This is a genomic window from Faecalibacillus sp. MSK20_93 (assembly GCF_020589945.1).
Lineage (GTDB): Bacteria > Bacillota_I > Bacilli_A > Erysipelotrichales > Coprobacillaceae > Faecalibacillus > Faecalibacillus intestinalis.
This window is the reverse complement of sequence record NZ_JAJDKA010000067.1, coordinates 1-13,525: the sequence shown is the minus strand read 5'-3', so window position 1 is coordinate 13,525 and position 13,525 is coordinate 1. Positions and strand designations below refer to the sequence as shown.

General features: G+C 26.4%; 19 protein-coding genes. 12 read left to right on the top strand and 7 right to left on the bottom strand.

Annotation, left to right across the window (positions count from 1 at the left end; translation table 11 throughout):
• Positions 1–94: 94 nt before the first annotated feature.
• Together rpmG and LJD34_RS14085 are read left to right on the top strand one after the other, a co-directional pair.
• Positions 95–244: a 50S ribosomal protein L33 gene (gene rpmG, locus LJD34_RS14090; RefSeq protein WP_022001550.1), complete on the top strand. Its 150-nt coding sequence runs from the start codon at positions 95–97 to the stop codon at positions 242–244.
• A gap of 33 nt (positions 245–277) precedes the next feature.
• Positions 278–895 (top strand): MBL fold metallo-hydrolase, encoded by a 618-nt coding sequence (locus LJD34_RS14085; RefSeq protein ID WP_227360198.1) that lies wholly within the window; start codon positions 278–280, stop codon positions 893–895.
• A gap of 9 nt (positions 896–904) precedes the next feature.
• On the opposite strand, the gene LJD34_RS14080 is transcribed toward LJD34_RS14085, so the two are convergent.
• From LJD34_RS14080 to LJD34_RS14050, 7 genes are read right to left on the bottom strand one after another with little or no spacing between them, the layout of a single operon-like run.
• Positions 905–1,276, bottom strand: a complete 372-nt coding sequence (locus LJD34_RS14080; protein ID WP_178475405.1) for a hypothetical protein — start codon at positions 1,274–1,276, stop codon at positions 905–907.
• Positions 1,257–1,667 (bottom strand): prepilin-type N-terminal cleavage/methylation domain-containing protein, encoded by a 411-nt coding sequence (locus LJD34_RS14075; RefSeq protein WP_022001553.1) that lies wholly within the window; start codon positions 1,665–1,667, stop codon positions 1,257–1,259. The genes LJD34_RS14080 and LJD34_RS14075 overlap by 20 nt, the downstream gene beginning before the upstream one ends.
• Positions 1,643–1,867, bottom strand: coding sequence for a type II secretion system protein (locus LJD34_RS14070; RefSeq protein ID WP_032090073.1), 225 nt, complete (start codon positions 1,865–1,867; stop codon positions 1,643–1,645). Before LJD34_RS14070 ends, LJD34_RS14075 begins: the two co-directional genes overlap by 25 nt.
• On the bottom strand, positions 1,854–2,261 hold the full coding sequence (comGD, locus tag LJD34_RS14065; RefSeq protein WP_032090072.1) for a competence type IV pilus minor pilin ComGD: 408 nt from the start codon (positions 2,259–2,261) through the stop codon (positions 1,854–1,856). Before comGD ends, LJD34_RS14070 begins: the two co-directional genes overlap by 14 nt.
• Positions 2,248–2,559, bottom strand: a complete 312-nt coding sequence (gene comGC / locus LJD34_RS14060; protein WP_147580253.1) for a competence type IV pilus major pilin ComGC — start codon at positions 2,557–2,559, stop codon at positions 2,248–2,250. Before comGC ends, comGD begins: the two co-directional genes overlap by 14 nt.
• A gap of 20 nt (positions 2,560–2,579) precedes the next feature.
• Positions 2,580–3,581: a type II secretion system F family protein gene (locus LJD34_RS14055; RefSeq protein WP_227360197.1), complete on the bottom strand. Its 1,002-nt coding sequence runs from the start codon at positions 3,579–3,581 to the stop codon at positions 2,580–2,582.
• On the bottom strand, positions 3,571–4,530 hold the full coding sequence (locus LJD34_RS14050) for an ATPase, T2SS/T4P/T4SS family (protein WP_022001558.1): 960 nt from the start codon (positions 4,528–4,530) through the stop codon (positions 3,571–3,573). Before LJD34_RS14050 ends, LJD34_RS14055 begins: the two co-directional genes overlap by 11 nt.
• A 174-nt stretch (positions 4,531–4,704) precedes the next feature.
• Here LJD34_RS14050 and efp point away from each other — a divergent pair, with 174 nt between their 5' ends.
• From efp to recN, 10 genes are all read left to right on the top strand, one after another.
• Entirely contained in the window at positions 4,705–5,262 is a 558-nt protein-coding gene (gene efp / locus LJD34_RS14045; protein ID WP_022001559.1) for an elongation factor P, read from the top strand.
• 73 nt (positions 5,263–5,335) lie between these two features.
• On the top strand, positions 5,336–5,794 hold the full coding sequence (locus LJD34_RS14040) for a SpoIIIAH-like family protein (RefSeq protein ID WP_227360196.1): 459 nt from the start codon (positions 5,336–5,338) through the stop codon (positions 5,792–5,794).
• A 71-nt stretch (positions 5,795–5,865) separates the two neighbouring features.
• Complete coding sequence (locus LJD34_RS14035) at positions 5,866–6,180, top strand: Asp23/Gls24 family envelope stress response protein (RefSeq protein WP_022001561.1); 315 nt, start codon at positions 5,866–5,868, stop codon at positions 6,178–6,180.
• 94 nt (positions 6,181–6,274) lie between these two features.
• Complete coding sequence (nusB, locus tag LJD34_RS14030; protein WP_107029442.1) at positions 6,275–6,673, top strand: transcription antitermination factor NusB; 399 nt, start codon at positions 6,275–6,277, stop codon at positions 6,671–6,673.
• Positions 6,660–7,991, top strand: a complete 1,332-nt coding sequence (gene xseA, locus LJD34_RS14025) for an exodeoxyribonuclease VII large subunit (RefSeq protein WP_227360195.1) — start codon at positions 6,660–6,662, stop codon at positions 7,989–7,991. The genes nusB and xseA overlap by 14 nt, the downstream gene beginning before the upstream one ends.
• Before the next feature lie 5 nt (positions 7,992–7,996).
• The gene (xseB, locus tag LJD34_RS14020; protein WP_022001564.1) at positions 7,997–8,224 is read left to right on the top strand and encodes an exodeoxyribonuclease VII small subunit; all 228 of its coding nucleotides are present in this window, start codon (positions 7,997–7,999) and stop codon (positions 8,222–8,224) included.
• Entirely contained in the window at positions 8,217–9,065 is an 849-nt protein-coding gene (locus LJD34_RS14015; RefSeq protein ID WP_032090066.1) for a polyprenyl synthetase family protein, read from the top strand. Before xseB ends, LJD34_RS14015 begins: the two co-directional genes overlap by 8 nt.
• Positions 9,066–10,949, top strand: a complete 1,884-nt coding sequence (gene dxs / locus LJD34_RS14010; protein ID WP_032090065.1) for a 1-deoxy-D-xylulose-5-phosphate synthase — start codon at positions 9,066–9,068, stop codon at positions 10,947–10,949.
• The gene (locus LJD34_RS14005; RefSeq protein ID WP_032090064.1) at positions 10,930–11,730 is read left to right on the top strand and encodes a TlyA family RNA methyltransferase; all 801 of its coding nucleotides are present in this window, start codon (positions 10,930–10,932) and stop codon (positions 11,728–11,730) included. Before dxs ends, LJD34_RS14005 begins: the two co-directional genes overlap by 20 nt.
• Before the next feature lie 15 nt (positions 11,731–11,745).
• A complete protein-coding gene (recN, locus tag LJD34_RS14000) occupies positions 11,746–13,392 on the top strand; it encodes a DNA repair protein RecN (protein WP_227360194.1) in 1,647 nt (548 codons plus the stop codon).
• Positions 13,393–13,525 lie beyond the last annotated feature (133 nt).

Sequence of the window (13,525 nt, the reverse complement as noted above, 5' to 3'; positions counted from 1 at the left end):
AGAAAAATATGGTTTAAATTAAAAAAATGCTAGTATTTCATTAATTAATATGTTATTATATCTAAGAAAGTTTTAGTGATGCGGAGGTGTAATCATGAGAGATAATATCATTTTAAAATGTACAGAATGTGGAGAAGAAAATTATATCAACACTAAAAATAAAAGAAATCATCCAGATAGAATGGAAGTAAATAAATATTGCCCTAGATGCAATAAAAAAACTGTACACAAAGAAAAAAAATAAGCTTAGGCTTATTTTTTTATTGGAGAATATTTTATGGAAAGATTAATTATTAAAAAATTTGTACTTGGAATAATGTCAACAAATTGTTATTTGATAGAAAATAATAATCATTCGATTCTAATTGATCCAGGGGATAAGGCTGAGCTACTTATAAATTATTTAACACAAAATAATTTACAATTAACTGCTATCTTATTAACACATGGTCACTTTGATCATATTGGAGCTATAGATGAATTAGTAGAAAAATATAATTGCCCTGTTTATATTCATCAAGATGATTATGAAATGATTTACAATGATCAATTAAATTTATCTAACTATTACGGTGAATTAAAAATTAAATCTAAAGTAACAGCTGTTGATAAGGATATAGCTATTGGTGACTTTCATTTTGAATTTTTACATTTGCCAGGACATACAATTGGTTCATGCTTTATCATCTTAAAAAATTACCATGTTATTTTTTCAGGAGATGTTTTGTTTAAAAATGGAATTGGTAGATTTGATTTTCCAACATCATCTTCAACAGACACAAGAAATAGTATAAAAAAAATTAAAGAAATAAAAGATGATTATGAAATATATCCTGGACACGGTGAATTGACAACTTTAATACAAGAAAAATTAAATAATCCATATCTTCAGTAGAATAACAATTTATTCTACTTTTTTTATAACATTTTTTTCTTTATCCAATTCAAGATAAAATGTGATATTGAGTTTATATCGATCATTTTTTAATCTTGTTTCTATTAAAAAATAATCTCCCATATCATCAACAGTATACGAAATTGTGTAATTTTCAAGTTCTAAATAATTACTTAATAAAATGCTATTTTGATTTTCGTATTTATAATTTGCAATAAGTATATTTTTAAGTAGTCTTATATCATTCGTTTGTTTTATAGATTGAAAACCTCGACTATTTAGAATTGTCAAATGACATAATGAAAATATATTAAGAGAAAGCATGAGCAATAAAATAAGGGTGATTTGTAGAACATTTCCGTTATTCTTCTTTTTTTTCATAATCACTACCTACAATAAATTGATATTCTTTATTATTACTCATTAAATTTATTTTGATAAATCCATTCGTATTTTCAAAATATACAGAATCAATGTCATGATATAAAATATGGTGTCCAGGTGTAATAACGAGTCGTTTGTTTTGTAGTATTATTTTATGAGAATCGTCATTTTCATCGAGAAAACTTAAACTATCACCATATTCTATATTTTTAGCCGTTATAAGTTCATTACTAAGTGAAAATATTGCATTTTCTAGCGATGTATCGATATATTTTGATTGATTAGAAATTTTTAAAACTTTCACTAGTAATGAACAGTTTAAAACAATAAGTAATGTGATAGATAAACTCAATAATACTTCTACTAATGTAAAGCCTTTTTTAGACATGTCTCTATTCCTTCATCTAAATTAAGTGTATATTCTATTTGTTGTTTCTCTGACTGATAAGTTTCGTATTCTTGATTGACTTTGATGTTTGTTTTTGAATTTGTTACATATAAAGACACTAATAGAATAATAACAGTAGTAAAGATACTAAAAGCAAAAAGACTTTCAATCAAAGTAAAACCTTTTTTATTTAAACTCATAATCACCCGCTCCAAGATGAAAAATAAGGGTATATTTCTTTTTGGGTGCAATGAGATCAATATGATTTGCTTGATTTATATTGCCATCTTTATTGAAATATATTTCTTTAATATTATTGAAAAAATAATTATTAGGTAAAACTACTCTGTATTTTTTTTGATGATCAATAAAAGATATTTCTTGTTTTGATACAATTAAACTAACTTTTTCATGACTAATTATTGCCTTACTTTTAGCCTGATTAATAATCATTCCTATTTGTTTTTTTACACATTCATCCGTTATATAAATTGTTTTTGTATTCATAAAAGGGAACGAAAGTACTGACAATGTTAATATAATAGATATTACTAACAACATTTCAATCAAAGTAAATCCTTTATTTTGAAACATAGGCTTCACCATCACTTATTCTTATGGCAAGTCCTGAAGGACAAACAGCTTGTTTTTCCTTTAAATAAGGATGGCTGCCAGAAGTTAATTGAGACATACTAGTTGGTAATTCTCCATGCTCGATTTCATACAAAATGATTTGTGAGTTAACAACTTCAATTTGTGCATCACAACTTTTTTCTTTTACTAAACGATTTTTACTTGTAACATTTGGAATAACAAGCAGTAAAATAACTAGTATTACAGAAATACAAAAAACCATTTCAATGAGTGTAAAACCTTTTTTATTAGAATTCATAATCCTTATAATCCTCCTTTTTATAAATTTGAGACAACATTCATCATAGGAATTATTATTGAAACATACACAACAATTACAAATGTAGCAACAAAACCATAAATCAATGGAACTATGATTTTTATAAATTTAGAAACAAATTGATTTAATTGCATAAATGTAAGTTGGATATAATTTTCTAAACTTTGGTTTTCATGACTATTTTGAATAATAGATATAAATTTTTTAAAATCATCTGAAAAATAAGGAAAATCATTAACTGCTAAATTAAAATCATGACCATTTATAATTAAACGATAAAGTTCATAAACAATCATTTTAATATCACTATCAGTTATTTTATCATATAAAGTTTCAATAATGGATGTTGTATCATAGTGCTGTATGAGTAATTCATTATAATAAATTGCAAACTTTAACGAATAATACTTACAAATCAATTTTTTAATAAAATGTGTGTGATTAATCAAAAAATCTATCTGATTGAATTTTTGTTTTGCAATGCTTTGATAGATAAATATCATTAAAATAATATTTATTATAGTAATTAGTGTTAAAAAAACAGGAATTGCATGTAATAATACAAATAGACATTGAATAATAAATGATTTTTGAATATCAAAATCGTTAAATAAAATTTCAACCTGTGGTAATAAGTAAAAAACAGTAAAAATAGAAAAAACAAATAAGAAAATAAGCAATATAATTGGATATGCCAATTTTTTTAAAAAAATATTTTTATACTCATCTCTTTTTTTGCAAATTTCAATTGACTTTTTTAATGCAGTTTCTAATGTGAATTCATTTTTAAAAAATGAATAATATTCTTTAAATAGAGTAGGAAAGGGAAGCATTATAAAAATTTCGTCAAGAGAAAAACCTTGATTTAAATAGTTCTTTATTTCCTTTACTTCTTTTTCATAGTTAAGCAAACTGCAAAAATCAAGCGTTTCTTGTAATGAATATCCTTGATTAAAGAAAAAAATAAGTAGATCAATAAAATTAAGTAATTTATTTTTCATTTAAAACACCTACATTTTTTAATGTGCATGCAGCTTTCGAAAAATCATAGTAATCTATTTTCTTTCGATCAAAATATTTTAATAAGTTTTTTTGATCAATGTATTCACTTAAAATAAATACTTCTTTTTTATCGTTAAAACGCATTTTTTGTGTCATGATACCAAGAAGAACATCTTCTAAATCAAGAGATGAAATGTTTAAGTTTTCTAATCTTTTAATCGTATTTATACAATTACTTGCATGAATAGTTGTTAGTACAAGATGTCCAGTTAAAGCACATGTAAGTGCTAATTGAGCTGTCTTTTCATCACGTACTTCACCGACCATTATGACATCTGGGTCATGTCTTAATATTTGTTTTAACGATTCATGATAGCTGATACCTTTTCTGTCATCAATTTCAATTTGCAAACAATAATCTTTATTGATTTCAATAGGATCCTCTAGTGTAATAATATTTTTTTTATACATCTTATTAATTGCATCTAAAATAGCATATAATGTTGTAGATTTCCCAGAACCAGTTGCACCACTTATTACAAATAATCCGCTATCCTTTTGGACAATCTGTTTTAAAAATTGATAAACATGAATATCTTTACTAATATTTTCTAATGATAATTTTTGATGATTATTTAGGATACGAATAACAATGGAATCCATATCTTTTCCAATAAGTGAGGAAATTCTTAAGTTATATTTTTTATTATTTAAAACATACACATAATGTCCTGTTTGAGGTTTACGGTAATAATTTAAATCAATTTTAGAAATGAAACGAATATAATTCATTAATTGAATAATATTTGTTTTTTCATAGGTTTCATAAGTAAGTAGTTCCCCACAAATCCTAAATTTAATCACTCCTTTCTCTGTACATTGTAAATGAATATCACTTACATTTTTTTTAATAGCTTGATAAATAATCTGTTCAAATAGTTCCTCCATAAAAATCCTCCTATTATTATATAGACAATTTATTCTTAAATTTCTTTTTTTTAAGTTAATTTTTTTCAAAAAATATAAATAGTAAGAATATCGATTGTAAAAATAAAAAAACTATTCCATTCATAATAATTTTTTGTTACAATCAACAAGGATATTATTAAAAAGGAGATTATTATGATTAACGTTAGTGATTTAAAACCAGGTGTTACTTTTCAAATGGATGGAAATTTATTTGTAGTATTAGATTATTCTCATAATAAAACTGCCAGAGCAGCAGCCAATATTAAAGTTAAAATGAAAAACTTACGTACTGGATCTACTACTGAAATGACATTCGGTGGAAATGATAAAGTAAAAAGAGCACAAATCGATAAAAAAGAAATGCAATACTTGTATAATACAGGGGATGCATTTGTATTTATGGATGGAGAAACATATGAACAAATTGAAATTCCAGCTGAAAATTTAGAATGGGAAAAGAATTTCTTAAAAGAAAGTGATACAGCAACGATTAGAAGTTTTGAAGGTGAAGTATTAGGTGTACAATTACCTGATAAAGTTACTTTACAAATTACTGAAGCAGAACAAGCGGTTAAAGGAGATACAGCAACTGGAGCAACAAAAAATGCTGTTTTAGAAACTGGATTCCAAATCAAAGTCCCTTTATTTATTAATGAAGGAGAAATGGTCGTTATTTCAACTGCTGAAGGAAAATATTCAGGCAGAGCTTAGCACTAGGACAAAACCTAGTGTTTTTTCATATTCTAAAACGTGATTGCATACAGTAGGTAATGAGGGGATGTTCATGAATAAACAAGCTATAACATTTTTATCATTATTCACATTGATTCTTGTTTTATCAATTTATTATTTATTAGTACCACCAATTGATCAAAGTGACACGGTCTCAAAAAAATCATTAAGTAGAATAGAAATTTTGCAAAGTGAACTCAATAAAAATCATGAAAATAAAATTAATGACAATAATACGGTAATTGCCTCTTCAAAAGCATCTGAAAAAGAAATTTCAACAGCACTTACTTCTAATGAAAAAACAAAAGCAATTATAAAAAATGAAAAAGATATCTGTCAGTTATTAACTGATAAAGGGTATAAAGAATGTTTTTGTGAGATTGATGGTGAACACATGAAAGTAGTTGTAAAATTAAAAGATGCAACTTCGAAAGATGCTAATAAAATCATCAAGCTTATTCATAATAAATATAATGGATATATCATTGAAGTTAAATTTGTTGAAGACTAATGATACTTCTAACTTGAATAATCAATGATTTTTAGATAAAATAAAGTATAGAGATATAAAGGAGTAATTTTATGGAATACTATACAGTAGAAAAGAAAAATAATTTAGGTGAACAATATATTGAATTATCTGTTTTTCAAGCAATTACTAATCATGAAGTGAGTAAAATAAACGGGATTGATTTTGATGGTGGAAAAAATTCTGTAAATATTGAAATCAATGATCATAATCAAGTAATCATCGGTATTGACATTGTCATTGATTATGGGCTTAATGTTGGAAAAGTTGTTAGTGAAATTCAAAATGAAGTTGTAAATGCTATTGATAGATATATTGGCTTTAGAAATGTTAAAGTGAATGTTAATGTCAATAAAATTAAATTCTAGGGATTGTCTAGCAATTCCTTTTTTATTGTGTTTATTTATTTAATTTCGTAAGAAACTATGATAGAATATGAATATATTTTGGAAGGAAATGTGTATGGAAAAAGTAAGAAAAAAATTAATTAGAGAAAAAGCTGTTATTGCAGTTTACCAATATCTTTTAACAAATTCAACAGAAGAAGAAATTATGAATTATTTAAACGAATGTTATAAACCAAGAATGGATGAAAGAGAAATTGAACTTTGTAAAGAAATTGTTTTCAATACGATTGAACGTATTGATGAATATGTGCCTCTTATTGAAAAGAATTTGAAAAAATCATGGTCAATTGATCGTCTTTCTATGATGGAAAAAGCAATTCTTTATGTAGCTATTTATGAACGAAATGAAGTTTCTAAAGAAATTTCAATTAATCAAGCAGTTGAATTAGCAAAAAAATACTGTGATGAAGATGCTTATAAATTTATTAATGGAGTTTTAGGTGCCATTGGATAAAAAATATATAACAGTTTCTGCTTTAAATAACTATTTAAAGCGAAAAATAGATGTTGATATGCAATTACAGCATGTCTTCATCAAAGGTGAAATATCTAATTTTAAAAGAAATATGAGTTCTGGTCATTTGTATTTTACACTAAAAGATGGTAAATCACATATTAGTGCGATTATGTATAAAGGATTTGCTGAACAATTAAATTTTGATGTAAAAAATGGTGATTCAGTTTTAATAGAAGCAACTGTTTCTGTTTATGCAGTTACAGGATATAATCAATTAATAGTTAAAAATATTGAACCTGATGGAGTAGGTTCATTATTTTTAAAATTTGAGAATTTGAAAAAATCATTACTACAAGAAGGTTTGTTTGATGAAAAATATAAAAAAAATATTCCTTCTTACCCTAGCAAAATTGCTGTTTTATCAGCATATCCTAGTGCTGCATTAATGGATGTAATGCGTACTTTAAAAAAACGTTTTCCTGTGTGTAGAGTTATCATTTTTCCTATACCTGTACAGGGGAAAGACGCATATTTGAAAATTATTTCAACTTTGAAATTCGTAGATGAACTTCACTTTAATACCATTATTTTGGCACGAGGTGGTGGCTCGTTAGAGGATTTATGGAATTTTAATGAAGAAGCATTAGCAAGAACAATTTTTGAATTAAAAACACCTATTATTTGTGGAATAGGGCATGAAATAGATTTTACAATATGTGATTATGTATGTGATTTAAGAGCGTTAACACCTACCTATGCAGCTATTGAAGCCACACCTAATATAGAAGATATGTATAAGCATTTATCAATGTTAGATGGTCTTTTAAAATCAAATATAAAGTATAAAATTGAAACATTGAATACAAGATTAAATCGCTTAACACACTTTTATTTATTTAAAAATCCTGAAAAACTATATGGTGATCACTTACAATATGTTTCTTATTTACAAGATAAAATTTCTAATTTCATGGAAAAACGTTTAAATAATAATATGGTTATTTATACAAAACTTAATTTACAATTACAATCTCAAAATAAAGTATTTGTAAGTCATTATCAACAAAAGATTCAAACATATGAAAATTTATTAAAAATAAATTTTCATAATAAACTTAAAGCCAATCAAAATAACTTAAGTATGTTGATTTCTAAATTAAATGCATTAAGTCCTTTACAAACGTTAGAAAGGGGCTATGCTTTAGTAAAAAAAGAAAATCAATATGTTTCAAGTATAGATGATTTAAATAATGAAGATAATGTTTCTATCTATTTAAAAGACGGTTACGTTAAAGCAACGATTCATAAGGAGTAATGTATATGGAAAAAATGACATTCGAACAGGCAATAAAACGATTAGAAGAAATTGTCGATTTATTAGAAAATAACGAAACATCTTTAGATGATAGTGTTGAACTTTTTCAAGAAGGCGTACAGCTTTCTCAATATTGTTCAAAAAAATTAGGAAATGTAGAAAATAAAGTTTCTAAAATACTTATTGATGGTCAATTAGAAGATTTTGATGTAGAGGTAGAAAATAATGAATAATGTTATAAATGAAATTAATCAAAGACTTGAAAATATTTTATCTCAATATCCTGATAGTAAGGTTAAGGAAGCTATGTATTATTCTTTAAAAGCAGGGGGAAAGCGAATTAGACCATTAATTGTTTTACAAGTGATTAGAGCATATGGCCTTGATTATAGAAAGTATATTGATATTGCTTGTGCATTAGAAATGATACACACTTATTCATTGATCCATGATGATTTACCTGGAATGGACAATGATGATTTAAGACGTGGAAAACCAACATGTCATAAACAATTTGGTGAAGCAACAGCAATTTTAGCAGGAGATGGTCTTCTTAATGAAGCAGTAAACATCATTTTACAAACCAATCTAGATGATTCATTAAAACTTTCACTTGTTTCTTGTTTATATACATCAAGTGGTATAAACGGGATGATTTTAGGACAAGAATATGATATTGAAAATGAAGGTAAAAAGCTTTCAAAAGAAACATTAGATAAAATTCACCATTATAAAACAGGAAAATTATTATCTTGTGCCTTTCAAATGGGGGCTTTAATTGCCTCACCAAACGATTTAGAAATTTTAAAACAAATAGGTTATAAAATTGGCTTAGCATTTCAAATTCAAGACGATATTTTAGATGTGACATCTGATGCCAAAACATTGGGTAAAAATACAGGGAGTGACGAAGCAAATCATAAAGAAACTTATGTTACACTTTTAGGAATTGAAAATTCTCAAAAAGAAGTTGATTTACTATTTAATGAAGCTCAGCAACTTGTGTATTCTTTAACACTAAATCATGGATTGATTTTGGAAATTATTGAAAAATTATGGAAAAGAGTGAGATAAATGGATTTAACAAAAATTAAAGGTCCTTCTTTTTTAAAAGAATTAACAGAAAAGGAATTGAATGACTTAGCAAAGGATATTCGCCAATTTATTATTGAATCTGTTTCTCAAACAGGTGGACATTTATCAAGTAATTTAGGAATTGTTGAATTAACTATTGCTTTGCATTATGTGTTTAACTCACCTGAAGATAAAATATTTTTTGATGTAGGACATCAATGTTATGTTCATAAAATTTTAACAGGACGTGCAAAAGATTTTACACATTTAAGAAAATTCAATGGTTTATCAGGCTTTCAAAAACGTTGTGAAAGTAAACATGATGTTTGGGAGGCTGGTCATTCTTCTACAGCTCTTTCGGCAGCTGTAGCAATGGCAATCGCAAGAGACTTAAATAAAGAAAGTTTTAGCATTGTTCCTGTAGTAGGCGATGGAGCTATTGTAGGCGGCGAATCTTTAGAAGCTTTAAATCATCTTGGTTCAATTAATAATAAAGTAATTTTAATTTTAAATGATAATCAAATGTCAATCTCTAAAAGCATTGGTGGTATGAACAACTTTCTAAATAATGTGCGTATGTCTAATACATATAATAAAATGAAAGATGACTATCGTTCGATTTTACAACATGGGAAATTAGGAGAAAGTGTTTATAAAGCTACAAAATATATTAAAGACTTTGTAAAAAGAGGTTTTATAAATGATACTATTTTTGAAGACTTTGGTATTGATTATTTAGGTCCGGTGGATGGACATAATATTGTTGAATTGATAAGAGTATTGCAACTTGCACAAAAGAATAAAAAGAGTGTCGTTGTACATGTTGTTACTGAAAAAGGAAAAGGTTATTCATTTGCTGAAAATGATCAAGAAGGTAAATGGCATGGAACTCCACCATTTAATGTAAAAAATGGCCGTGTGCTTTCTTCTGGAAATCCTTCAAAAAAATCATGGTCGGAAATTATATCTGATCAGGTTTTACAATGGATGAAAATTGATAAGGATATTGTTTCAATTACTCCTGCAATGATTAAAGGATCTGCAATGAATACTTTATTTAAAGTATTCCCAGAAAGATGTTTTGATGTAGGAATTGCTGAAGAGCATGCTCTTACTTTTACAGCAGGTTTATCTATTTCTCAAAAAAAACCTTTTATTTCTGTCTACTCTTCTTTTTTACAAAGAGCTTATGATCAAATTAATCATGATATTGCTAGAATGGATTTACCATGTCTTTGCAGTATTGATCGTGCAGGTATTGTAGGAGAAGATGGCCCAACGCATCATGGGGTATTTGATGTAAGTATTTTATCACCTATTCCTAACATCGTTCTTTTTGCTCCTAAAGATGCTAGAGAACTTCGTCAATTTGTAAATACAGCATTTCATAATTTTAATAAACCTTATTTTATTAGAATACCTAGAGGAAGTATCGATGATATAAAAGTTGATTATAATAATCAATTAGAATTAGGTACCTGGACTATTGAATCTTGCAAAGATGACTATAAAATGACTTTAATTTGTTATGGTGATAATGTTGAAAAGATAAAAACAATAATCAAAATTAAACATTTAAATATTAGAATTATAAATGCGAGATTTATTAAGCCTATAGATGAAGATATGGTACATAAAATATTTACTGAAAATGATAAACCGATTCTTGTATATGAAACTATTTTAAAAACAGGATCATTAGGTTCGATATTATTGACTTATTGTAATGAAAAACATATTTTAAGAACTTTTGAACATATTGCACTTGCAGATCATTATTCAAAGCAAGGATCTGTACAAGAAATATATGATGATGAAAAAATTGATTTAGATACTGTTATAAATAAATGTGAGGAATTAACGAATGGAAAAAAAGAGAATTGATGTATTACTAGTAGAACAAGGATTCTTTGATTCGCGTGAAAAAGCAAAACGTGCTGTTATGGCTGGAATAGTTCATAATGATCATGAAATTATTGATAAACCTGGTACAAAAGTTCCTGTAGATATGGAGCTTTTTGTAAAGGGAACGGTTATGCCCTATGTTTCTAGAGGCGGTTTAAAATTAGAAAAAGCACTAAAAATATTTGATATTTCAATGCAAAATCGTGTTATGGTTGATATTGGTTCTTCAACAGGAGGATTTACAGATTGTGCTCTTCAAAATGGTGCACAATGTGTTTATGCTGTAGATGTAGGTACGAATCAACTTGTTTGGAAATTAAGAAATGATCCACGAGTTATTGTTAAAGAAAAAACGAATTTTAGATATGCTACCCGTGATTTGTTTGAAAATGGGATACCTAATATTGCAACGATTGATGTTTCTTTTATTTCTTTGAAACATATTTTTATCCCTCTTAAAGATATATTAAATGAAAATGATGATATTGTAGCGTTGATCAAGCCTCAATTTGAAGCAGGAAAAGATGAAGTTGGGAAAAAGGGAATTGTAAAAGATCCTAAAACACATTTAAAGGTTATTGAAAATGTCATTGCGTATGCAAATGAATGTCATTTGAGCTTACAAGCATTGTCTTTTTCTCCAATTACCGGTGGAGAAGGTAATATTGAGTTTTTAGCTCATTTTAAAGTTGGTGGAGTAAATAATCCTATTGATATTGAAAATGTTGTAAATGAAGCACATATTTGTTTTAAAGGGTAAAGGATGGGTGATACTATGATAGAAAGTTTATATATAGAAAATTTTGCAATCATTGATCAAGTTCAAATAGACTTTCAATCAGGAATGACAGTTTTAACTGGAGAAACAGGTGCAGGGAAATCAATTATCATTGATGCTATTGGTCAATTGATAGGTCAACGTAGTCAACCATCATTTGTAAAAAATGGAGCTGATTATGCATTTATTGAAGGTGTTTTTTCTTCTAATAAAGAAATAGATAAAATTTTATTGGATAATAATTTTCCCATTGATGAGCATCTTGTTATTTCAAAAAAAATTAATCGCGATGGTAAATCAGCAATCAAAATTAATTATCGTAATTCTAGTCAATTATTATTGAAAAAAATAATGTCACAAATTGTAGACATACATTCTCAATTTGAAACACATCAATTATTTAATGAATCCTATCATTTAAAGCTATTAGATAATTTTATTGGAAATGAATTAACTGATTTAAAAAAAGAATACCTTACTCTTTATCAAACGTATAAGAATCTAAATCAAAAATATCTTTCTTTAACAAAAGAAGAATTAACTGATGAACAATTAGATTTTTATTTAGCTCAATTAGAAGAAATAGAAGAATTAGATTTAGAAAATTTTGATGAAGAAGAGTTTTTAAAAGAGAGAAATAATCTATTAAATTATGAAAAAAATTCTCAACATATTAAAAACTATAAAGCATTAATGGATTCTTCAAAAGGAATAATGGATCTCTTCAAACAAAGTTTAAACGAACTTTCATATCTCGAAATTGATGATATTAAGCACAATTATGATCAACTATATGATCTTTATTATACAGTAGATGGTATAAATCAAGATATTTATGATCAATTTTCTCAATCATACTTTAGTGAAGAACATTATAATGAAGTGCAAGAAACCTTTTTCAAATTAAACAAGCTTAAACGTAAATATGGCCAAACAATTGATGCTATTATTGATTTTAAAAATAGTTTAATAGAAAAAATAGAATTATTCAAAAATAGAGATCAAATGATTGAAAATATCAATTTAAAACTTAAAGAAACAGAAAATCAATTGATTTACTATGCTAAAAAAATTTCTATTTTAAGAAAAAATAAAGCATTAGAATTAGAAAAAGAAGTAAAATATATTTTAAATCAAATGTATCTTCAACAAGTTCAATTTAAATTTGATTTTCAAATTAATGATTTTAATGATAACGGAATAGATAATGTTAAAATTATTGTTTCAACAAATAGTGGTCAACCACTTCAACCACTTCAAAAAATTGCTTCAGGTGGAGAATTATCACGCATTATGCTAGCAATTAAAGCTGTTTCACAAAATTCAAAAGATGGTGGTACAATCATTTTTGATGAAGCAGATACAGGAGTCAGTGGTAAAGTGGCTGAAAGCATTGGGTACGTTATGAAAAAAATCTCAAAAAAACAACAAGTTATTTGTATTACACATTTAGCTCAAGTCGCATGTTTTGCTAATAACCATTTGTTTATTGAAAAAGAGCAAATGGATAACACAAGTAAAGTACATGTAAGATTACTTAATGAAAAAGAAAGTGTTTATGAATTAGCTAAAATGATTTCTGGTAAAGAAATTACACAACAATCTATAGACCATGCAAAAAAATTGAAAGAAATATGTGTATAAAATTAAAGCATAGATACCAAAATATGTTGTAGCAAAAAAAAGGGCGCTCTAAATAATCGAGTGCTTTAGCGAAATTCGCTCTAAATTATTAAGGGGGATATTGATGTGGAATCAGTATTCCCTCTAAAATATT

What these genes read in the sequence shown, in the direction of transcription:
- rpmG (WP_022001550.1), top strand. Translation starts at nt 95, where the DNA reads ATGAGAGATAATATCATTTTAAAATGTACAGAATGTGGAGAAGAAAAT.
- LJD34_RS14085 (WP_227360198.1), top strand. Translation starts at nt 278, where the DNA reads ATGGAAAGATTAATTATTAAAAAATTTGTACTTGGAATAATGTCAACA.
- LJD34_RS14080 (WP_178475405.1), bottom strand. Translation starts at nt 1,276, where the DNA reads ATGAAAAAAAAGAAGAATAACGGAAATGTTCTACAAATCACCCTTATT.
- LJD34_RS14075 (WP_022001553.1), bottom strand. Translation starts at nt 1,667, where the DNA reads ATGTCTAAAAAAGGCTTTACATTAGTAGAAGTATTATTGAGTTTATCT.
- LJD34_RS14070 (WP_032090073.1), bottom strand. Translation starts at nt 1,867, where the DNA reads ATGAGTTTAAATAAAAAAGGTTTTACTTTGATTGAAAGTCTTTTTGCT.
- comGD (WP_032090072.1), bottom strand. Translation starts at nt 2,261, where the DNA reads ATGTTTCAAAATAAAGGATTTACTTTGATTGAAATGTTGTTAGTAATA.
- comGC (WP_147580253.1), bottom strand. Translation starts at nt 2,559, where the DNA reads ATGAATTCTAATAAAAAAGGTTTTACACTCATTGAAATGGTTTTTTGT.
- LJD34_RS14055 (WP_227360197.1), bottom strand. Translation starts at nt 3,581, where the DNA reads ATGAAAAATAAATTACTTAATTTTATTGATCTACTTATTTTTTTCTTT.
- LJD34_RS14050 (WP_022001558.1), bottom strand. Translation starts at nt 4,530, where the DNA reads ATGGAGGAACTATTTGAACAGATTATTTATCAAGCTATTAAAAAAAAT.
- efp (WP_022001559.1), top strand. Translation starts at nt 4,705, where the DNA reads ATGATTAACGTTAGTGATTTAAAACCAGGTGTTACTTTTCAAATGGAT.
- LJD34_RS14040 (WP_227360196.1), top strand. Translation starts at nt 5,336, where the DNA reads ATGAATAAACAAGCTATAACATTTTTATCATTATTCACATTGATTCTT.
- LJD34_RS14035 (WP_022001561.1), top strand. Translation starts at nt 5,866, where the DNA reads ATGGAATACTATACAGTAGAAAAGAAAAATAATTTAGGTGAACAATAT.
- nusB (WP_107029442.1), top strand. Translation starts at nt 6,275, where the DNA reads ATGGAAAAAGTAAGAAAAAAATTAATTAGAGAAAAAGCTGTTATTGCA.
- xseB (WP_022001564.1), top strand. Translation starts at nt 7,997, where the DNA reads ATGGAAAAAATGACATTCGAACAGGCAATAAAACGATTAGAAGAAATT.
- LJD34_RS14015 (WP_032090066.1), top strand. Translation starts at nt 8,217, where the DNA reads ATGAATAATGTTATAAATGAAATTAATCAAAGACTTGAAAATATTTTA.
- dxs (WP_032090065.1), top strand. Translation starts at nt 9,066, where the DNA reads ATGGATTTAACAAAAATTAAAGGTCCTTCTTTTTTAAAAGAATTAACA.
- LJD34_RS14005 (WP_032090064.1), top strand. Translation starts at nt 10,930, where the DNA reads ATGGAAAAAAAGAGAATTGATGTATTACTAGTAGAACAAGGATTCTTT.
- recN (WP_227360194.1), top strand. Translation starts at nt 11,746, where the DNA reads ATGATAGAAAGTTTATATATAGAAAATTTTGCAATCATTGATCAAGTT.